Origin of the sequence: Rhizomicrobium sp., from assembly GCA_037200385.1 — a bacterium.
GTDB lineage: Bacteria > Pseudomonadota > Alphaproteobacteria > Micropepsales > Micropepsaceae > Rhizomicrobium.
This window is the reverse complement of record JBBCGL010000001.1, coordinates 1116988-1137863: the sequence shown is the minus strand read 5'-3', so window position 1 is coordinate 1137863 and position 20876 is coordinate 1116988. Positions and strand designations below refer to the sequence as shown.

The 20876-nt window shown below is 67.5% G+C and carries 18 protein-coding genes; 8 read left to right on the top strand and 10 right to left on the bottom strand.

Annotated features, from left to right (window positions below; all coding sequences use genetic code 11):
* Positions 1–6 precede the first annotated feature (6 nt).
* The 4 genes from WDM91_05555 to WDM91_05540 all read right to left on the bottom strand — a co-directional run bounded on the left by WDM91_05555 (position 7) and on the right by WDM91_05540 (position 5507).
* Entirely contained in the window at positions 7–417 is a 411-nt protein-coding gene (locus WDM91_05555) for a hypothetical protein (protein MEI9994037.1), read from the bottom strand.
* 144 nt (positions 418–561) lie between these two features.
* On the bottom strand, positions 562–1968 hold the full coding sequence (locus WDM91_05550) for an MATE family efflux transporter (GenBank protein ID MEI9994036.1): 1407 nt from the start codon (positions 1966–1968) through the stop codon (positions 562–564).
* Between the two features lie 360 nt (positions 1969–2328).
* Positions 2329–3912, bottom strand: a complete 1584-nt coding sequence (locus tag WDM91_05545) for a rhomboid family intramembrane serine protease (protein MEI9994035.1) — start codon at positions 3910–3912, stop codon at positions 2329–2331.
* 104 nt (positions 3913–4016) lie between these two features.
* Positions 4017–5507 carry an NAD(P)/FAD-dependent oxidoreductase gene (locus WDM91_05540; GenBank protein ID MEI9994034.1) on the bottom strand — a complete coding sequence of 497 codons (1491 nt, stop codon included), beginning with the start codon at positions 5505–5507 and terminating at the stop codon, positions 4017–4019.
* Positions 5508–5644: 137 nt separating this feature from the next.
* Here WDM91_05540 and WDM91_05535 point away from each other — a divergent pair, with 137 nt between their 5' ends.
* From WDM91_05535 to WDM91_05515, 5 genes are all read left to right on the top strand, one after another.
* Complete coding sequence (locus tag WDM91_05535; GenBank protein MEI9994033.1) at positions 5645–6916, top strand: acyl-CoA dehydrogenase family protein; 1272 nt, start codon at positions 5645–5647, stop codon at positions 6914–6916.
* Positions 6917–7119: 203 nt separating this feature from the next.
* The gene (locus WDM91_05530; GenBank protein MEI9994032.1) at positions 7120–7683 is read left to right on the top strand and encodes a hypothetical protein; all 564 of its coding nucleotides are present in this window, start codon (positions 7120–7122) and stop codon (positions 7681–7683) included.
* Between the two features lie 83 nt (positions 7684–7766).
* Positions 7767–9281, top strand: a complete 1515-nt coding sequence (locus WDM91_05525) for a ShlB/FhaC/HecB family hemolysin secretion/activation protein (GenBank protein MEI9994031.1) — start codon at positions 7767–7769, stop codon at positions 9279–9281.
* A gap of 63 nt (positions 9282–9344) precedes the next feature.
* Positions 9345–10274, top strand: coding sequence for a glycerophosphodiester phosphodiesterase family protein (locus WDM91_05520; protein MEI9994030.1), 930 nt, complete (start codon positions 9345–9347; stop codon positions 10272–10274).
* Between the two features lie 59 nt (positions 10275–10333).
* Entirely contained in the window at positions 10334–10738 is a 405-nt protein-coding gene (locus WDM91_05515) for a VOC family protein (GenBank protein MEI9994029.1), read from the top strand.
* 77 nt (positions 10739–10815) lie between these two features.
* Here the strand turns inward: WDM91_05515 and WDM91_05510 are convergent, their stop codons facing one another.
* The 5 genes from WDM91_05510 to coaBC all read right to left on the bottom strand — a co-directional run bounded on the left by WDM91_05510 (position 10816) and on the right by coaBC (position 15099).
* The gene (locus WDM91_05510) at positions 10816–11589 is read right to left on the bottom strand and encodes an acyl-CoA thioesterase domain-containing protein (GenBank protein MEI9994028.1); all 774 of its coding nucleotides are present in this window, start codon (positions 11587–11589) and stop codon (positions 10816–10818) included.
* A gap of 153 nt (positions 11590–11742) precedes the next feature.
* Complete coding sequence (gene cysK, locus WDM91_05505) at positions 11743–12702, bottom strand: cysteine synthase A (GenBank protein ID MEI9994027.1); 960 nt, start codon at positions 12700–12702, stop codon at positions 11743–11745.
* A gap of 105 nt (positions 12703–12807) precedes the next feature.
* Positions 12808–13260 carry an Rrf2 family transcriptional regulator gene (locus tag WDM91_05500; protein MEI9994026.1) on the bottom strand — a complete coding sequence of 151 codons (453 nt, stop codon included), beginning with the start codon at positions 13258–13260 and terminating at the stop codon, positions 12808–12810.
* A complete protein-coding gene (gene dut, locus WDM91_05495) occupies positions 13260–13718 on the bottom strand; it encodes a dUTP diphosphatase (GenBank protein ID MEI9994025.1) in 459 nt (152 codons plus the stop codon). The genes WDM91_05500 and dut overlap by 1 nt, the downstream gene beginning before the upstream one ends.
* A gap of 181 nt (positions 13719–13899) precedes the next feature.
* Entirely contained in the window at positions 13900–15099 is a 1200-nt protein-coding gene (gene coaBC, locus WDM91_05490) for a bifunctional phosphopantothenoylcysteine decarboxylase/phosphopantothenate--cysteine ligase CoaBC (GenBank protein MEI9994024.1), read from the bottom strand.
* Between the two features lie 105 nt (positions 15100–15204).
* On the opposite strand from coaBC, the gene WDM91_05485 reads away from it, so the two are divergent.
* From WDM91_05485 to WDM91_05475, 3 genes are all read left to right on the top strand, one after another.
* Positions 15205–17070, top strand: coding sequence for an AMP-binding protein (locus tag WDM91_05485; GenBank protein MEI9994023.1), 1866 nt, complete (start codon positions 15205–15207; stop codon positions 17068–17070).
* Positions 17071–17184: 114 nt separating this feature from the next.
* Entirely contained in the window at positions 17185–18123 is a 939-nt protein-coding gene (locus WDM91_05480; protein MEI9994022.1) for an alpha/beta hydrolase, read from the top strand.
* Positions 18124–18133: 10 nt separating this feature from the next.
* On the top strand, positions 18134–19075 hold the full coding sequence (locus WDM91_05475; GenBank protein MEI9994021.1) for an alpha/beta hydrolase: 942 nt from the start codon (positions 18134–18136) through the stop codon (positions 19073–19075).
* Positions 19076–19204: 129 nt separating this feature from the next.
* Here WDM91_05475 and WDM91_05470 read toward each other — a convergent pair whose 3' ends face one another.
* Positions 19205–20875, bottom strand: coding sequence for an FAD-binding oxidoreductase (locus tag WDM91_05470; protein ID MEI9994020.1), 1671 nt, complete (start codon positions 20873–20875; stop codon positions 19205–19207).
* Position 20876: the final 1 nt, after the last annotated feature.

Genomic DNA, 20876 nt, shown 5'->3' with positions numbered 1-20876 from the left:
AGCGGCTTAGACGATATGCACGCGTCCCGCGTCGCAGGCCTTGGTGCCCTTCGCGTCCGTCACATAGACCGTCACGGTCACCGTGTGGTTGGCGAGGTCCGGCACATCGGGGACCTGCACATGCACCGCGTGGCGCGCCACCTTCTGGTTCGTCGCCAGCACGGCGCTGTAGCCGGTCGGCGCCTCGCCGGGCGGGTTGGCCAGCGCCATCACCACCCGGACGTCCGCGCCGTTGCCTCTGATGCCGTCGCAGGCGATCGCGAATTGATCGCCGCGGGTGACGGTCGGCACGCCCGCGCCCCCCAGATCGGTCGTCGCATAGGTCGTGATATGGCCGGGCACTGTGGTGATGCCGTTCGCCAAAGCCGGCGCGGCACTTGCCAGCACTCCCGCCAGGCCCATCCACAAGGCGCGCATGAAACGGTCCCCAGACAATTCGTCGACTCCGAACATAGTACCGTCCTATGGACTTCCCAATAGCGGCCGTCGCTTTTCGCGCTGCAATAGCGACGGGCGGTGGCGCGTCCGGATGAATCTTCGGACAGAAAGCGCCGCCCATCGTTAACGCGCCCGGGAAAGCCACCAGAATCGCCAGCACAGCAGCACCGCGGCCACGAACAGGCCGAAGGCGAGGCCGATCCAGATCCCGAAGCCCTTCATCCCCAGGCCGAAGCCCAGCAGGATGCAGGCGGGGAAGCCGCCCAGCCAATAGCTCGCTCCTGCGATCCACATCGGGGCGCGGGCGTCCTTCAGCCCGCGCAGGCTGAGCGCCGCGGCCACCTGGATGCCGTCGAACAGCTGGAACGCCGCCGCGACATGGAGGAACGTCACCGCCAGCATGAGCGCCGGCATGTTCGCCGCGGTCGCGGGCAGGATCAGCGCGGCGATCTCGAACGGAAAGCTCGCCAGCAGCGCCGCGCAGAACAGCATGAACACCCCCGCGACGCCGATCGCCGACCAGCCGGCGCGCCGCACCGCCTCGCCGTCATGCGCCCCCGCCGCGAGGCCGACGCGCACCGTCGCCGCCATCGCCACGCCCAGCGGCACCATGAAGGTGACCGATGGGATGTTGAGCGAGACGATATGCGCCGCGAGCACCTCCTTACCGAGATAGCCCATGATGAAATTCGAGGAGAAGAACAGAGTCGACTCGAACAGCATGGTGAGGCCGATCGGCAGGCCGAGCACGTAGATCTCGCGGAGCTTGCCCCAGGCGGGCTTCAACGCGTCGACGAAGATACGATATCGGTGCAGCTTCGGCGTCAGCCGGACCACGCCCAGCATCGTCAGGAAGGTGAACGCGAAGGAACTCGCGCTGGCGATTCCCGATCCCGTCAGGCCGAGCCGCGGCAGCCCGAAATGGCCGAAGATCAGGCCGTAATCGAGCAGCGCGTTGAACCCGACGGCGAGCACGACGACGATCAGCGACGCGTTCGGCTTCGACAGTGCCGTCGAATAGTTGCGCAGCACCTGGAAGCCGAGCGAGAAGGGCAGGCCGAAGGACAGCGGCACGACGAATCTGCTCGCCGCCTCCGCCAGTTCCGGCGACTGGCCGAACAGGATCAGGAGCGGTTTGGCGCTCCACAGGAACACCATCAGCGGCGCCGAGATCATCGCCACCGACCAGAACCCCATCCGCGCCACGGTGCGCACGTCACGCATGTTGCCCGGATCGGCACCGAGGATCTGCGCGATCATCGGCGACACGGCCGCCGACGGCCCCGAGCCCAGGATCCAGCAGAAGTAGAACATCGTGTTGCCGAGCACCGCGCCGTCCAGCGCGGTGGTCGAGTAGCGCGCGAGCATGGTGGTGTCGGTCACGCCGATCGCCATCTGCGCGAGCTGGGTGAGGATCAGCGGTCCGGCGAGCTTGAGCAGCTCGCGGATCTCGGCGATCCACGCTTCGAAGCCGTGCCCCGAGACGGGCGCGCCGGCATGTTCGAGATCGAATTCGGCAATGTCGGTCATAGGTCGGACTTATTCTTTAGTCCCGAACCCGGCATGGAGGCGGCAGCAGCCAACAAAAAACCCTCCGGAGCCGGGCTCGGGAGGGTGGACACGTGACGCAAGGGCGATCCCTAGCGCGCGGACTCCTCGCGAGCGAACACAGCGGTCTCCCCGCCCGGAAGGCGGAAAGGTACGGCCGTGATGACTTTGCAAATCGAACTGCGCATCAATCTCGCTCGGTTGAGTTCCGCAAACCCCGTGCCTGCGGATACGCGCCGTGGGTACGCCTCGAATCTAGGCAAGTCAACACGCGCCGCGATGACGATGTGCATTGCTGGCCTGCGTGGCGCGAACGTCACGTTCGCGGGTGCAAAACGAGCGCTACGTTTCGGAACGTCCGGCTCTGTCGACCAGGAACAGCACGCCGCCCAGCACGGTTCCGGTGACCAGCCCGCCGATATGCGCCGCGTTGTCGATCCCGGAGGAGGTCGCACCGATCACCAGATTGTAGACGACGAAGATCCCGATATTGACGAGCGCATATTGTCGGATCACCGCGACCCGCTTGTCGCCCAGCACCAGCAGCACCAGCAGGATCGCGGCCAGGCCGAAGATCGCGCCGGAGGCGCCGACGCTCACCGTGTCGGGATGCACCGTGACGCTCGCGATCGCGCCGCCCAGGCCGCAGAGCAGGTAGCACAGGATCAATCGCGCATTGCGCAGCACCGGATCGAGGAACAGTCCGATGACGACGAGGCCATACATGTTGCCCGCCAGATGCAGCAGGCCGCCATGCACGAACTGCACGGAGATCAGCCGCAGCACGCCCAGCCCATGGATGGCCGGTCCGTAAGCCGCGCCCCATGCCATCAGGTCGTCGGTCTGGAACGCCATCACGCCGAGTCCGGACAGCGCCATGGCCAGGAACACGCCGACATTCACGTCGATGAGAAGCGGCAGGCCGTAGAAGGACGGCCGCGGCAGCAGGATGTTGGGACTGTAGGCCGTACCCAGCGCGGACGGCGTGGGCGCCGCGGGAACGGGATCCCGCAGCCGCTCATAGTCGAGTGCCGGCCACATCACCATGATCAGCCACGCGATGGCGGCGATCGCGAAGGCGCCGGCCGTCCAGGGCAGGGTGTCGCCCGTCCGCTCGGCGAAAGTCTCCGTGTGCGGCAGCAGGAAGATCGCGCCGGTCGGGTCGACATGGCCGTTCCGCAGCGCCTTCTCGAAACTGCGCCGCGCGGGCCCGGGTCCGGCGCGTTCCAGGAACCGGTAGCGCGCGGGATCGTCGGCGTTGATCGTATTCTCGGTCCGCTGTGCGAACGCCTTGTAGGCGGCGTCCTTGTCCGCGTCGGATACCGAATTGCTGATGCTGTCGTGGAAGACCATTCCGAGCCAGACCTTCGTGCTGGGCAGGTCCTGTGCCTCGCCGTCGCAAACCGGCACCGTCACATAAAGCGTGAAGTCGAGCGTGTCGTCATTGTGGCCGCCGAGGCTGAAGACCGGCTGCGCCTGCGCCCCGCCGCGCGCCAGGCAAAGGCCGTCCGTTGCATAGAATTTCGTGTCGGGCGCCGACGCGATCTGCGACGCCGCCGTGACATGAGTGAGTTCGCCGCTCGCCCGGGCGATATAGGCCTGCGCCACCATCGCCGGCACGGCGATGACCGCCGCCGCAGCAGCCAGATACAGGAGCGGCGTGCTCGAGCGCGCGCTGAGATCGAGTACGCGAAGCCGCGGGTTGACCACGAAGAAGGCGAGCAGCAATCCCAGCCCGCCGGGCAGCCAGAGCCCGACCATGTCCTCATCCAGCGGCAGCAGGCCGCTGCGCGCCACCAGCAGCCAGTTCAGTGCCGAGTAGACGGCGGCGAAACCCACCGCGAGGCCGAGCACCGGCAGATAGACGTGCAGGAGCTTGTAGAGGATCTCGTTGTCCGCCGGCGGCGTGTTGTCCTGATCGGTCACGGTCCCCGTCCCGCTGCAAAGCCCCCGCGATTAGTATGGCGCGGCATGGAGCTGGGCAAGCACCGTCACAGGCAAAGGAGCGTCGGCGGCGGCGCGGCGGCAGCCTAGCCATAGACGAAGACGGGATCGTCGAGATCGATCGCCGGCAATTCGTCTTTCTCCTTCCAATAGTCCTGCGTGTGCTGCCATTCCGGCTTGTCGCCGCGCTTGGGCAGCAGATCCATGCCGCGCTGCAGGTATCCGGGATTGAAGTTCTCCGGATCGATCCAGGGCAGCAGCTTCATGTCCTTGTCTTCCGGCGGCAGCGCCACCGCGATCCTTTTCGCGCCCTTCTCGTCCATGTGCTTGAGCAGGCGGCACACGAAATCGCCGAGCAGGTCGGCGCGCAACGTCCAGCTGGCGCGGAAATAGCCGAACACCCAGACGAGATTGGGAACGCCGGTGAACATCATTCCGCGATACGTCACCGTGTCCGCGAAATCCAGCGGCGCGCCGTCGATCGCGAAGGCGATATCGCCCATCGCATTCAGATTGAAGCCCGTCGCCGTGATGATGATGTCGGCTTTCAATTCCTCGCCCGATTGCAGCAGGATGCCGTCCGGCGTGAACCGCTCGATCCGGTCGGTGACGACCGAGGCCTTGCCGGACTTGATGCCCTGGAACAGGTCGCCGTCCGGCACGAAGGCGATGCGCTGACGCCACGGCCGGTAGGCCGGCGTGAAGTGCTTTCCGACATCGTAGTCCGGGCCGAGAAAAGCGCGGACGCCGCCCAGCAACTCCTGCTTCACCGCTTCCGGCTCCTCGAAAGAGCGCTTGGTGAACGCCGCTTGGTCGAACAGAACCTTGCGCCGGACGATTTCGTGGATCCACTCCTCCTTGACCTCGAGCTGCCGCAGCGTGTCGGCAAGCTCGTTCGCGTTGCGGCCGGGAATGAAATAGGTCGGCGAGCGCTGGAGCAGCGTGACATGCTTGCAGTCGCCCGCGATGGCCGGCACCAGCGTCGCCGCGGTCGCGCCGGAGCCGATGACGACGACGTCCTTGTCCTTGTAGTCGAGATCATCGGGCCAGGTCTGCGGATGCACGATGCGGCCCTTGAAATCGGCCATGCCCTTCCAGGACGGCGTATAGCCTTCGCTCTGGCGGTAATAGCCCTGGCACATCCACAGGAAGTTCGTGGTGAACCGGACCGTCTCGCCGGTGTCGCCGCGCACCGCTTCGATGGTCCACAGGTTGTCCGCGCTCGACCAGGTGGCGGTGGCGATCTTGTGGCGATAGCGGATGTGGCGCTTCAGGTCGTTCTCGTCGATCACCTCGCCCATATAGCGCAGGATCTCGGCCGCGCTGGCGATCGGCGCGCCGGTCCAGGGCTTGAAGCGATATCCGAACGTGTAGAGATCGCTGTCCGAGCGGATGCCGGGATATTTGTGCGTCAGCCAGGTGCCGCCGAAGCTTTCCAGCGCTTCAAGCACCACGAAGCTCTTGCCCGGACATTGCTGCGTCATGTGATAGGCGGCGCCGACGCCGGAAATGCCGGCGCCGACGATCAGCATGTCGAAATGCTCCGCCTTCGCAGGCTTCACCACCGTGTCCGCCATGACTGACATCCTGTCAAAACCTGATGCAGGATTCCCCATTTCGCGGCAAAAGGCCATTGATCGAGATCAAGGCAAGGGCCCTTGCGCCTTCCGCACGGGCAGGCGTTAGGTTCCGCAAAAGCATTGGAGGAACTGCCATGGACTTCACGATCCCCGAGCACATCAAGGCGCTGCTCGCCGACATCGACGCCTTCATCGAGACGGAGATCGTTCCGCTGCAGAAGCAGGACGACAATGACCGTTTCTTCGACCACCGCCGCGAATGGGCTCGCACCGATTTCGAGCATGGCGGCCTGCCGCGCAAGGAGTGGGAAGACCTGCTGCGCGAGATGCGCCGCCGCGCCGACAAGGCCGGCTTCCTGCGGCTCGCGCTGCCCGAGGAATATGGCGGCAAGAACATCGGCAACCTCGCGATGGCGATCATCCGCGAGCATCTCGCGGCCAAGGGGCTCGGCCTGCACAACGACCTGCAGAACGAATCCTCCGTCGTCGGCAATTTCCCGCAGGTCCTGATGATGCGCGACTTCGGCACCGAGGAGCAGAAGAAGACCATCCTGCCCGGCATGCTGAACGGTACGGTCCGCCTCGCCTTCGGCCTGACCGAGCCCAAGCACGGCTCCGACGCGACCTGGATGGAGACGCGCGCGGTCAAGGACGGCAATGGCTGGCGCATCAACGGCGAGAAGATGTGGAACACCGGCGTCCATGTGGCGAGCCACGACATGGTGTTCTGCCGCACCTCCGGCAAGGATGGCGACGCACGCGGCCTGACCTGCATCATCGTGCCGATGGACGATCCCGGCGTGAAGATCGAAGAGTACATGTGGACCTTCAACATGCCGACGGATCACGCCCGCGTCAGCTTCAAGGACGTCTGGGTACCGGACGGCGCGGTGTTCGGGCCGGTCGACAACGGCCTAGTGCTGGCGCGGCACTTCGTGCACGAGAACCGCATCCGCCAGGCGGCCTCCGGCGTCGGCGCGGCGCAGTACTGCATCAATGAGAGCATCGACTACGCCAACACGCGCAAGCCGTTCGGCAAGCCGCTCAGCCGCAACCAGGCGATCCAGTGGCCGCTGGTGGAATTGCAGACCGAGGCGGAGATGATCCGCTGGCTGATCTACCGCACGGCCTGGGAGATGGATCGCCTGACGGGACCAGAGATCCAGCTCTATCTCTCCGACAAGGTCTCGATGTGCAATTACCGCGGCAACAATCTGGTGTGCAACGCCGCGGACTGGGCGATGCAGGTGCATGGCGGCTGGGGCTATTCGCGTCACAAGCAGTTCGAGCACATCTACCGCCACCATCGCCGCTACCGCATCACCGAAGGCAGCGACCAGATCCAGATCCGCAACGTCGCCGGGCACATGTTCGGCTTCATCGGCAAGAACCGGCGGCCGGATTGAACCGGCCGTGCCGGCCCGTCTGCCGGCAGGACGGGCCGCTCCCGGATTCGATCCGTACACACCATGTGCAATCGAGCGATTGCGGTAACCTTTCGTTGGCTGTATCGGCAGCTTTGACTCCGCAATCCAGGGTTGTGTGCCGCATACAACTTCCACAAGAAGCTGTTCGCGGTGGCGTGCCGCGGCACAAAGGAAGGCCCAACATGACCGATACAAGGCGTTTTCTACTGCGTGGCGTAGCTCTCGCAGCGTTTTTCGGCGTCGCGACATCCGGATCGGCGCTCGCCGGCGATTCGCTCCTGGCAAGCAGCGGCAACGCCATGCTCGCACCGCAGTCCTTGAACCTTGCCGCCGTGACCCTGGACAACCAGCAGATCGTCGGCCAGCCGGGCGCCGCCGTCGTGGTCAATGCGCTGTCGAGCACGCCGCAAACGGGCTCGTCGCTTACCGTCAATGCCGCCAGCAACAATGACGTGGTGACGGTGCGCTCGACGACCGGCACGCCGGCGCCGCTGCAGCCCGTCCTCACGGCGCTCCAGCCGCTCAATCCGGTGGTGAAGAATGTCGTCGGGACCCTCGCCGGCACGCTGGCGAAGCTCAATCCGGCAGCCACTTCGCTCCTCGGCGGCGGCAATACCGCGATGGTGCCGGTTTCCCTGCTTGGGGGCGGTGTCGCTCCGCTCGCCGCCGCGTCGCCGTTGGTCGTGAGCCGGCCGCAGACCTCCCAGCTCGGGAGCCAACTCGGTGGCGGTTCCATCGTCCACTGAGTGATCCGCCCGGGCGGGCGAGCCCCCCTGCACCCGCCCGGGCGATCGTTCCCTGCGTGATTGTCCTGCGGACATGGATGCGGATGCCGCGGCGACATCGCTGGCTGTTGGCCGTCCTGCTGTTATGGCCCGGCGCCGTCGGGGCGCAGACTGCGAGCCAAACCGTCGTCGTGCGGCGGGTCGAGGTCACGGGCTCGACCCTGCCGCAATCGGAGCTGGCGGATGCGACCGAGCGCTTCGTCGGCGCACGGCTCGACCGCGCGGGGTTGCAGCGTGTCGCCGATGCGGTTTCCGCACGTTATTCCGTCAGCGACGTCGCGTTCTTCACGGTCACCGTGCCGAGTCAGGATTTCGCCGCCGGCACGGTGCGTCTCGTGGTCTATGAAGGCTTCGTCGAAGCCGTCGAACTGCATGGCGACATGCACCGGAATGCGGGACTGGCCGCGGCCTATGGCCGGCGGCTTGCGGCAGAGCGGCCGCTGCGCCGGTCGAAGCTTGAGCGCTATGTCTCCTTCCTGCGCGACGTCGCGGGCCTGACGCCGGACCTCAAGCTCCTCCCCGGCGACCGCCCGGGTGCGCTGTGCCTGTCGATCGCGCTCGAATCGCCGAGGCCGAAATTCACCCTGGCGGTCGACAACCAAGGCGAGCCGCGGCTGGACCGGATCGAGCTGCAAGCCGGCGCGACCTTTTACGGCCTGTTGCGCGACGGCGAACGCACGCAGCTGAGCTATCTCACCACGACCACGATGGACCGCCTGCAGTTCGTGGCGCTGTCGGACAGCGAGGTGCTGGACGACGACGGCACCGTCGCGCGCATAGGAGCGTCCTTCCTGCGGACGCGGCCCCAGGGCACAGCCGGCGCCGGCGAGGCCAAGACCCTGCAGGCCGCCGTCGCCCACACTTTCCTGCGCAGCTCCGGCGAAGACCTGACAGCCTCCTTCGGCCTCGACGTGTCGCGCGCATCCGACGCCACATATGGAGCCTTTCATTCGAGCGACCGGCTGCGCGTGCTGCGGGCACTGGTCTCTTATGCCTTCAGCGATGCCGACCGCGATTTCGCCCTCACAGCGGCCACCGGTTTCGGCCTCGACGATTTCGGCGCCGCGATCGGTCCCGGCTTCGCGGGCACTGCGGGCTTTCGCAAGCTGGCATTGCAGGCGACGTTGAACCGCGCGCTGGATGCCGCCCTCGTGCTCCGGCTCAAAGCAGTGGCGCAATACGGCGCCGACCGCCTGCCGTCGTCGGAACTTTATACGTTCGGCGGCGCCGATATCGGCGCGGGCTTCGCGCCGGCTTCGATTTCGGGCGACAGCGCCGCGGGCGCCCGCGTCGAGATCGGCTATCGCGCGCCATGGCTGCCGTTTCGCAGCGGTGAATTCTACGCCGACGCCGACGGCGGGGCGAGCTGGCTGAGAGTGCGCCCGCCCTGGCCGACGCGGTATGCCGCGCTCGCTTCGGTGGGCGGCGGGCTTCGGCTGGCGTTCGGCGAGACCGCGGCGCTCGATCTGGGCGCGGCGCTCGGCGTCGTCGCCGACGCGCCTTGGCTGCGTCGCGGGGACTGGCGGTTTGCCTTTGCGCTGCGCACGCAGACGGATTGAGCCTCCATGGATTGCGGCCGGCCATTTGCCTTATCATGAGCTGCCGCCCGAAGGAGAGCACGAATGCCGACGCGGAATTTCGCCCATCGCGGGGGCGCCGGTCTTTATCCCGAGAACACGCTGGCCGCCTTCCGCGACGCGGTGGCGCGTGGCTGCGACGGCGCCGAGCTCGACGTCCAGCTTTCGAAGGACGGCGAGGTCGTGGTGTTCCACGACTATCGCCTCAAGCCGGAGATCGTCCGGCTCGGCGGCAAATGGCTCGCCAAGCCCACGCTGCGCATCAAGGATCTCACGCTGGCCGAGCTGCAGGCTTTCGATGTCGGCCGCCTCGATCCCGCCAGCGATTATGGCCGCGCCCATCCCCACACCATGCCTCTCGATGGCGAGCGCATCCCGACGCTGGCGCAGGTGCTCGAGGTCGCCAAACAGGCGAAGACGCCGTTCAGGCTCCAGGTCGAGCTCAAGACCTCGTTCTACGACCGCGACGTCTCGGCCGATCCCGTCGCGCTGGCCGAGGCGGCCGTCGCGGTGCTGCGCAAGCACGATTATCTCGACCGCACGATCTTCGTCGGCTTCGACTGGCCGGGCCTGCTGCATGCCGGGAAGATCGCGCCGGGCGTCGAATGCTGGTTCACCACCATGGCGCTCGACTTCCTGCGCGAACCGCCGAAGGAAGGCGACAAGCCCGTGACCCGCGCGCTGCGCCACTGGGCGGCGACCGGTACCTCGCCCTGGGCGGCCGGCTACGACGCGGTGAATTATGGCGGCTCGATCCAGCGCGCGATCAAGGCGGCGGGCGGCGATGGCTGGTTTCCGAGCTATGAGGACGCGACACCCGAAATGGTCGCCGAAGCGAAGGCGCTCGGCCTCAAGGTCGGCGCCTGGACGGTGAACGACCCGCGCGACATGCGGCGCCTGATCGGACTCGGCCTCGACGGTCTGTGCACGGATCGTCCCGACCTGCTGGCGCAAGTCCTCGCACAAGTCGGCTGAGACGACGCTTGCGCGGTGGAGGCGATCTTGGTATTTTGGAACAAATAGGGAACAACGTCATGAAACCGAAGATCGGCATCATCACGCTGGGCGTGCGCGATTTTGCGAAATCGCTGGGATTCTATCGCGACGGTCTGGGCTTCCCGCCGCACAATTTCAAGGACGGCGAGGACATCGTCTTCTTCAAGCTCGAAGGAAGCTGGCTCGCGCTGTATCCACGCGACAAGCTTGCCGAAGACGCGACGGTGGCGGATGACGGCGGCGGTTTCTGCGGGATCACCTTGGCGCATAACGCACCCACACCGCAGGCTGTCGATGAGGTTTTCGCCCTGGCGCTGAAAGCCGGCGCGCGGGCGGTGAAGCCGCCGCAGAACGTCTTCTGGGGCGGCTATTCCGGTTACTTCGCGGATCCCGACGGCTATCTGTGGGAGGTTGCGCACAATCCGTTCACCGACCTGACATGACGCACGAGACCGGCGCGGCGGGAAGCGTGGCGTGGACCGCGCTCGGCGCGCGTCGATCTCACCCTCGCGAGGGGAAACTACGCCCGCGTCTGCCGCAGCGCGGCGCAACTCGCCGAGCCGATCGGACCTGTCGTGTCGTGCAGGAAGCATTCGCCGATGGCGACGCCGTCGCTCGCGTGATGGTTGATCTTCTCGAAGCCGATCCATTCGCCCACCGGCAGGCGGTGAAGATAGACCGTCATGTCGGTGTTGATGTAGCCGAGGCCCGTCTCGTGGCGGTTCGCCAGCGGGCTGGCGAAATCCGCCGCCGCCGCGACCCGTGCGAAGGGCGTGAGCGGCACGCCTTCGACCAGTTCGCGGATCTCCGCCATCCACGCGCCGCGCCGCTGTTCCGGCCCGCCGAACCAGTCGCCGACATTGCGCATCTTCCACATCCGCTGGCCGAACTGTCCCGGCGGCGGCGGGGGCAGGGCGTCGGGATGCGGTGCGTCCCAATCGGGCGGGCTCAGCGTCTTGCCGGGCGCGTTCTCGCTGCGGATCAGGAACTGCGCCGTACCGCGCGCGACGCTCTTGCCGCCCTGCATCAGATCGCAGTCGACGACCTGGATCCGCTTGCCGCCGCGCACCACCCGCGTCACCGCCGTGATCGGCGAGAAATCCGGCAGGCGGTACATGTCGACGGTCAGCCGCGCCGGCATCCACGCCGCGCCGCCATGGGTGCGTTCGAGCTCGTGGCCGAGGAGGCCGATGACGACGCGGCCATGCAGCGAATCCTCGCGCCACGGGCCTTTGCTCGGCGGCAGCGGCAGATAGGCGTCGTTCTCATGCTTGAAGAAAGCCTCTTCGCTCATTGGGGCACGCCCCCGACCCAGCCCTTGTTGTCGTGGCCCGCGACTGCAGGCCACCCAGGTGACGCAAACTCGATCTTCAAAATTTGTGCTCCGTGATCAACTGGGTGGCCCGCAGTCGCGGGCCATGACAGCTGGGCGTGAGGGCCGAAGACGTCACAGCCCTTCGAACAGCGCCGTCGACAGGTAGCGCTCGGCGAAGGACGGGATGATCGCGACGATGGTCTTGCCCGCCATGTCCGGCCGCGCGCCCACTTCCAGCGCCGCCGCGATCGCGGCGCCCGACGAGATGCCGACCGGGATGCCTTCGAGCTTCGCCGCCTTGCGCGCGGTCTCGAACGCGGTCTCGTTGGAGATCGTGATGACCTCATCGATCACCTTGCGGTCGAGGATCGTCGGCACGAAGCCGGCGCCGATCCCCTGGATCTTGTGCGGCCCAGGCTGGCCGCCCGAGAGGATCGGCGAGTCCTCCGGCTCCAGCGCGATCATCTTCACGCTCGGTTTCTTCGCCTTCAGGACTTGGCCGACGCCGGTGATCGTGCCGCCCGTGCCGACGCCGGAGATCACCACGTCCACCGCGCCCTTGGTGTCGTTCCAGATCTCCTCCGCCGTCGTCTTGCGGTGGATTTCCGGATTGGCCGGGTTCTCGAATTGCTGCAGGATGATCGAGGCGGGCGTTGCCGCGGCGATCTCTTGCGCCTTGGCGATGGCGCCTTTCATGCCCTTCGCCGCCTCGGTCAGCACCAGTTCGGCGCCCATTATCCCCAGCATCTTGCGCCGCTCGATCGAAAAGGTTTCCGGCATCACCAATATCAGCCTGTAGCCCTTCGCCGCCGCCACGAAGGCGAGCGCGATGCCGGTGTTGCCGCTGGTCGGCTCGACGAGCGTCGACTTGCCCGGCGTGATGATGCCCTGCGCCTCCAGCGTCTCGATCATCGCGACGCCGATGCGGTCCTTCACCGAGGACAGCGGGTTGAAGAATTCGAGCTTCAAGAGCACGTCCGCCTTCACCCCCGCCTCCTTCGGCAGACGGTTCAGGCGCACCAAGGGCGTGTCGCCGATGGTCTCGGTGATCGAGTCGTAGATGCGGCCGCGGCCGGGTTTGCCCTGTTCCATGTCAAGCTCCTGCTGGAGTGGTGTTGCTCACGGCGCAAACCACCATCGTCATGGCCGCCATGAGGGCGGCCATGACGGTCGAAGATTTGGCGCCGAAACTGCCATCTAAATCGTGAAATCCGCGCTGGTGCCACCGCCGCAATCGACGCCGGCAGTGCGGGCGCGCTGGCAGAGGTCCTCGATCGAGATCGCGTCCAGCCGCGCCATGACCTCATCCTGCAAGGTCTGGATCAGCGGCGAGACGATGCGGATGCCGAGCTCGGAGCGCGGATCGATCGCTTCGCTCTCCTCGTCCTCCAGGCTCTCCGCGACCCGCACCACGTCGCCGACCGAGATGCGCCGCCGCTCGCGCGCCAGGCGGTAGCCGCCGCGCGGGCCGCGCACGCCCTTGAGCACGCCGGCGCGCACGAGCTGCTGCATCACCTGTTCGAGATAGCGCTGCGGCACGCCCTGGCGCGCCGTGATCTCCTTGGCTTGCACCGGCTCGGGCCGCGCGTTGAACGCGATGTCGATCACCGCCTCGAGCGCCAGCAAAGTCTTCCGCGAAAGCTTGAGCATCAGTCCGTCTTCACGATATGGAGTCCCGTCGAGCCGAAGCCGCCCGCGCCGCGCGCGCTGGAGGGCAGTTCGCTGACCTCGTTCAGTTCGGCGATCTCGTGCCGCGCGATCACGACCTGCGCGATCTTCATCCCGCGCGTGACGGTGAACGGCGCTTCGCCGTGATTGACCAGGATGGCCTTGATCTCGCCGCGATAATCGCTGTCGACCGTGCCCGGCGCATTGAGCAGCGTGACGCCGTGGTTGAGCGCCAGCCCCGAGCGTGGCCGCACCTGCGCCTCGAATCCCGGCGGCACGGCGATGGCGATCCCGCACGGCACGGTGACGCGCGCGCCGCGGTCGAGCGTGAGGTCGGCTGGAATGGCGGCGAGCAGGTCGAAGCCGGCCGAGCCGGCGGTCGCATAGGCGGGCAGGGGCAGGTCCTGGGCGTGGGGCAGGCGGAGAATGGAGATTTTCACGGTTTTCCTCCCCCGTGGTTGCGGGCTTGGTGGCGGCAGCGTGCCAAGGGGACCGCATCGCGAAGCGATGTGATGGAGGGGAGAGCCGCCAGCGCCGGCCCCCTCCGTCTCGGCGCTGCGCGCCGAGCCACCTCCCCCGCAACCACGGGAGAGGAAAATACCGGAGCAGCTCCTCTCGCCATCACGCCACCTCCTTCAACGCCCGCGCGATCCGCGCCGCGAGCCGCGTGCCGACTTCGGTCTTCGGCATCTGCGGCCAGTCCTCGACCCCATCGCGCGTCACGATGTGCACCGTGTTCCTGTCGCCGCCCATGATGCCGGTGCCGGGCGACACGTCGTTCGCCACGATCCAGTCACAGCCCTTCTTCGCGAGCTTGGCCTGCGCATGCGCGATGACGTTCTCCGTCTCCGCCGCAAAGCCGATCAGCAGGTTCGGCCGCTGCGCATGGCGCGCCAGCGTCGCCAGCACGTCGGGATTCTCGACCAGCCGCAGCGTCGGCGCGGCCGCGTCCTGCTCCTTCTTGATCTTGTTGTTGGCCGCGACCTCGGGCCGCCAGTCCGCCACCGCCGCCGTCATCACCGCGACATCGGCGGGCAGGGCGCTCTCGCAGGCCGCGAGCATCTCGCGCGCCGTGGTCACCTTCAGCAGCTTCACGCCGGACGGCGGCGCGATCTCGACCGGTCCGGAGACCAGCGTGGTCTCCGCGCCCAGCCGCGCCAGCGCATCGGCGATCGCGTAGCCCTGCTTGCCCGACGAGCGGTTGGCGAGGAAGCGCACCGGATCGAGCGGTTCCTGCGTCGGTCCCGCCGTCACGAGGGCACGCAGGCCCTTCAAGGCACCGTCGCCGAAGAACGTCTCGACCGCCGCGGCGATTTCGGCGGGCTCCGCCATGCGGCCCGGACCATACTCGCCGCACGCCATGTCGCCGTCATTCGGGCCGACGAACCGCACGCCGTCCGCCTGGAGCCGCGCAAGGTTCCGCTGCGTGGCCGCGTGCTGCCACATGCGCACATTCATCGCCGGCGCCATCAGCACTGGCTTGTCGGTCGCGAGCAGCGCCGTCGAGGCGAGATCGTTCGCCAGGCCATTCGCCGCTTTCGCCATCAGATCCGCCGTCGCGGGCGCGACCACGACGAGATCGGCCGAACGCGACAGCTCGATATGACCCATCTCCGCTTCGTCCGTCAGGCTGAAGAGATCGCCGAAGGCCTTCTCGCCGCTCAGTGACGCAACGGAAAGCGGGGTGATGAATTCCGCTGCTGCTGCGGTCATGATCGCGCGCGTGCCGATTCCGCGCGATTTCAGCGCCCGGATGAGCTCAAGGCTCTTGTAGGCGGCGATCCCGCCGCCAATGATGAGCAACACGCTTTTGCCGCGCATGCGGAGACCTCGAACGATAAGCCTGGAATTATACCGGGACTCGCCGGGAAATATAATGAATTACGGACGCGATGTGTAGTTCGCGCCGTGCAGGGAGCCAAGGCCATGAATGTACAGGTGAAATCGACCGATCTGCCGCCGTTCCGGCCGCTGCCTCAGAAAGCGCCCGATATCGCGGTCCGGCGCGGCTCCGACGGCACGGTGTACATCGACTCGAACCACAAGCTCGGCACGCTGCACCGCTCCATCGCGCATCTCTTCGAGGCGCGCGCGAAGAAGCACCCCGCGCGCAATTTCATCGGCGAGCGCATTCCGCTCGAAGGCGGCAAGACCGGCGACTGGCGCTTCATCACCTATGGCGAAGCCTTCGCGCGGGCGAGCGCGATCGCGCAGGCGCTGCTCTCGCGCGGCATGAATGCCGACACGCCGCTGATGATTCTCTCGGGCAATTCCATCGCGCACGCCACGATGATGCTGGGCGCGATGCTCGCGGGCGTGCCCGTCGCGCCGGTGTCCGTCGCCTATTCGCTGATGTCCGGCGATCATTCCAAGCTCAGGCACGTCTTCGCGGTCGCCGAACCGAAGATGATCTTCGCGGAGCAGGGGCCGGTCTACGCCCGCGCGCTGGCCGCGCTGCCGCTGGACGGCGTCGAGATCGTCACGGTCATGCCGATCCCCGGCGCCACCGCCTATGACGATCTCATCCGCACCAATCCGGGGCCCGACGTCGCGGCGGCGCTGGACAGGATCGACCACGACACGACCGCGAAATACCTCTTCACCTCCGGCTCGACCGGCATGCCCAAGGGCGTGGTGCAGACCCATCGCATGATGTGCGCCGTGATCGCGGCGCAGGAAGCCCTGCGCACCGAGCCGCTCGATCCCGAGGAGATCCCGCAAAGCCTCGAATGGATGCCGTGGAACCATATCTCCGCCGGCAATATCGGCTTCAACGGCCAGCTCAATGCAGGCGGCACCATCTATCTCGATGCCGGCAAGCCGCTGCCCGGGATGTTCGACGAGACCATACGCAATCTGCGCGACATCACCCCGCTCGGCATCGGCACCGCGCCCATCGCCTTCGGCTGGCTGTGCGATGCGATGGAGCGGGACGAAAGCCTGCGCGACCACGTCTTCGCCAAGCTGCGCATGGCGGGCTATGGCGGCGCGACGCTCAGCCAGGACATCTATGAGCGCTTCCAGGCCCTCGCCATCGCCGCCGTCGGCAACCGCATCCCGATGACCACGATGTACGGCGCGACCGAAACGCAGGGCGTCACCGTGGTGCACTGGATCACCGAGCGCGTCGGGCTGGTCGGCCTGCCGCTCCCCGGCATCACGCTCAAGCTCGTGCCCAACGGCACCAAGCTCGAAGTGCGCGTGAAGGGACCCACCGTCACGCCCGGCTATCACAAGCGGCCGGACCTCACGAAAGCGGCCTTCGACGAGGAAGGCTTCTACAGCCTCGGCGACGCCGCCAAGTTCATCGACGACGCCGATCCCGCCCAAGGTCTCGTCTTCGACGGCCGCGTGACGGAGGACTTCAAGCTCGACAGCGGCACCTGGGTGAGCGCCGGCACGTTGCGGGCACAGGCCGTCGGCGCGGCGTCGCCCTTCGTCTTCGACTGCGTGGTCTGCGGCCAGGACAAGCCGTTCGTCGGCCTGCTGGTCTGGCCGACGCTTGCCGCGGCGAAGGAGTTGACGGGCAAGTCCGACCCGGCCGAGATCGTGAAGGATCCGGAACTTCGCGCCCTCATCCGGGACAAGTTCGCCGAGCACAACAAGGCCTCGGGCGGCTCCTCCAGCCGCATCAGGCGCGTGATCCTGATGGCCGAGCCGCCTTCGGTCGACGGGCACGAGATCACCGACAAGGGCTATGTGAACCAGCGCGCCACGATGGATCGCCGCCGCGCCCTGGTCGACAAGCTGTTCGCCACGACACCCGATCCGGAGGTTATCGAAATCCCCTGACCGCAGGCGCTGTCGCGGCGTCCTTTCTGCCGTGCGAACGCTTATGCGCGGCGCCATCTTGCGCCCGCCGCGCCGATGCCCTCACACTGCCGGGCAACCCCGCACCGGACTCCCATGCCGCTCGATCCCATCGTCAAAGGCTTCCTCGATCAGATGAAGATGGCCGGCGGGCCGAAGATGCAGGACGCCGGCGCCGAAGCCGGCCGGCTGCAGTTCAACGCGCTGATGCAGATGGTCGGCCCCAAGGACGTCCCGGTCGGCAAGACCGAGAACCTCGTGGTGCCGAGCCAGACCGGCGGTGTTCCGATCCGCGTCTACACGCCCGTCGCGGCCGGCCGCGATCCGATGCCGGCGCTCGTCTATTTCCACGGCGGCGGCTTCGTGATCGGCAATATCGAGAGCCATGACGGGCTCTGCCGCATGCTCGCCAATGAGGGCGGCCTGCGCGTCATCTCCGTCGAGTACCGCCTCGCGCCGGAGCACAAATATCCCGCCGCGCTCGACGACGCGTTCGCCGCGCTGGTCTGGGTCGCGGCGCATGCCGCCGAGATCGGGGTCGACGCCAACCGCATCGCGGTGGGCGGCGACAGCGCCGGCGGCGCGCTGGCGGCGGAAGTCGCCCAGCTCGCCAAGGCCAAGGGCGGCCTCGCGCTCGCCGCCCAGATGCTGCTCTTTCCCGTCACCCAGATCGGCGAGGAGACCGCCTCGCTGCGCGAATTCGCCGTCGGCTATTTCCTCGAGAAGGACACGCTCGACTGGTTCTATGCGAGCTATCTGCCGACCGACGCCGACCGGCACGACCCCAGCGTCTCGCCGCTGCGCGCCAAGGATCTCTCCGGCCTGCCGCCGGCCTATATCATGCTGGGCGGCTTCGATCCGCTGCATGACGAAGGCCTGCAATATGCCGACAAGCTGCGCGCCGCCGGCGTGAAGGTCACGGTCGCCGACCACAGCGACATGGTGCATTGCTTCGTCTATCTCCAGGCCGTGCTGCCCCAGGCCCATGACGCGCTCGCCGCCGCCGCGAAGACGGTGGCGAGCCTGCTGAAGTAGAGGAGTTCCCATGTCGCTCGACGTCCATGTCCGCAACCTCCTCGACCAGATGGCTTCGCTGAAGCTGCCGAAATTCTCCGAGATCGGGCCGCAGGCGGCGCGCGCCGCGATGCGCGCCAGCATCTTCCGCGGCGGCGACACCCAGATCGGCAAGAGCGAGGATCGCAAGATCCCGGGCCCCGCCGGCGAGATCGCCGTGCGCATCTACACCCCGCTCGGTGCGAAGGACGGCGAGACGCTTGCGGCGCTCGTCTTCTATCATGGCGGCGGTTTCGTGATCGGCGACCTCGACACCCATGACGATCTGTGCCGCTGTCTCGCGAATGGCAGCGGCACGCGCGTCGTCTCCGTCGACTACCGCCTCGCGCCCGAGCATCCGTTTCCCGCCGCGGTCGACGATTGCTTCGCCGTGACGCGCTACGTCGCCGCCCATGCCGCCGCGTTCGGCATCGATCCCGCGCGCCTCGCGGTGGGCGGCGACAGCGCGGGCGGCAATCTCGCCGCCGTCGTCGCACAGCTCGCGAAGATCGCGGGCGGCCCCGCCATCGCCTACCAGCTCCTGATCTATCCGGTGACCCAGCTCGGCGCCGCCGACACGCCGTCGATGCGCGAGAACGGCAAGGGCTATTTCCTCGAGAAGGAGGGGATGGACTGGTTCACCCGCTGCTACGCGCCGGACAAGGCGCATCGCACCGATCCGCGCCTCTCGCCGCTGCTCTGCACCGACCTGTCCGGCCTGCCGCCGGCCTATGTGGTCACCGCCGGCTTCGATCCCCTGCGCGACGAGGGCAAGGACTACGCCGACAAGCTCGACGCGGCGGGCGTCAGCGTGACCTATGTGAACTATCCCGGCATGGTGCACGGCTTCTTCAGCATGCGCAGCCTGATCCCCAAAGCCCGCGAAGCGGTCGCGGCGGCGGCGGCGGCGGTGAAAGAGGGTGTGACGGCCTAGGAGTCCTCTCCCGCGAGCGGGAGAGGACGCAAAATCTTACGTTTAGCGGAGCGGAGCGTTAGATTTTGCTTGGTGAGGGGTACCGGCACAGAACTCCAAAACTGTCATCCCACCCACCGCGCTCGCCGTCTACGGCACCAGCTTCCCCGGATTCATCACGCCCTTCGGGTCCAGCGCCATCTTCACCGCGCGCAGCACGTCGATCCCGAGCGCACCTTTCTCCGCCGCGATCCAGGGCAGGTGGTCCTCGCCCACGCCGTGATGATGGCTGATCGTGCCGCCATTGCCGACGATCGCATCCGAGGCCGCCGCCTTGATCGCACGCCACTGCGCGACCTCGCGCTCCAGCGCGCGCGGGAAGATATAGGTGAAATAGAGGCTCGCGCCGTCGGGATAGGCGTGGCTGACATGGCATTGCACCACGCCATGCGCGCCCTCGCGCGGCGCTGTCTCGCGGATGGATTTCTCCAGCGCGTCGCGCACCGCGACATAGAGGCCGTCGAGCTTGGTCCAGCTCGTCGCGGTCTCCAGCGTGTCGACGCCGACGCCGCGCTCCATCAGCGGGTCGCGCAGGTAGGGGCCGTGGAAGCGGCCCGCCTTCCAGCGGCGCCCCTGGCCCTCGCCGAGCGCCAGCGCGCGATGGCGCTTCGCCAGCGCGTCGAACGCCCTCCGGGCGCGCCCGACCGTCGCCGCATCGCCCTCGAAGCCCGCGATCAGCGCGCAGGCCTTATCGTCGAAGCCGCGGCTGTCGAGGAAGATCTGCGCCAGCCGGTCGCGCAGGCCGCGCCGCTTTCCGGTTGCGCCATAGGCCCGGTAGAACCGCGTCTCCGCCGCGTCCGACAGGCGCAGCATCGTCGCCGGCACGCCGTCCTGCACCGCGGTGCGGATCGCCGCCACGCCGCTCGCGAAATCGCGGAACAGATAGCCGCGATAATCGCTCGCCGCCGGCACCGGCCGCACGCGGATCGTCGCCTCGGTCACCACGCCGAACACGCCCTCGGAGCCCAGCGCGAGGTCGAGCAATTGCGGTCCCGCCGACGACGCGGGAAACCCGCCGACCTGGAGCGTGCCGCGCGGCGTCGCGAGGCGCGCGCCCACCAGCCAGTCGGCGGCGCGGCCATAGCCGCGCGAGCCCTGGCCCGCGCCGCGATGCGCGATCCAGCCGCCCAGCGTCGAGAACTCGAAGGACTGCGGAAAATGGCCGAGCGTGAAGCCCTGCGCCGCCAGCGCCTTCTCCAGCGCCGGGCCGTAGATTCCCGCCTCCGCCGTCGCGGTCCGCGAGACGGCATCGATCTCGACGATGCGGTCCATGTCCGACAGGTCGAGCGTCACGACCGCGGCGAACGGCCCCTTGGCCGCCGTCACGCCGCCGACCACGCTCGTCCCGCCGCCATAGGGCACGACCGCGATGCCATGCTCGGCCGCGGCGCTCAGCACGCCCGCGACCTCCTCGGCGCTGCGCGGATAGAGCACCGCATCCGGCGCCTGCGAAAGATCGCCGGCCCGCAGCCGCAGGATGTCGTGATAGCTTTTCCCGAGCGCATGGAAGGCCCGCTCGTAATCGTCGCCGCGCACGCGTTCGGCACCGAGAAGGCCGGTGAAGCGCGCCCGCGCGTCGGCCGTCAGCCGCGACGCCGGCAGTGCGATGCTCTCCAGCGGCCGCGCCGGCGTCGCGAGCAGCGACGGCATGCCCAGCTCGCCCGCCAGCCAGGTCCATAGCGGCTCGCGTCCGGCGAGGTCGTCGCTGTGCGACGCCCAGCCCCAGCCGTTCCAGCGGATCTTCGTGCGGTCGAGGGTCATG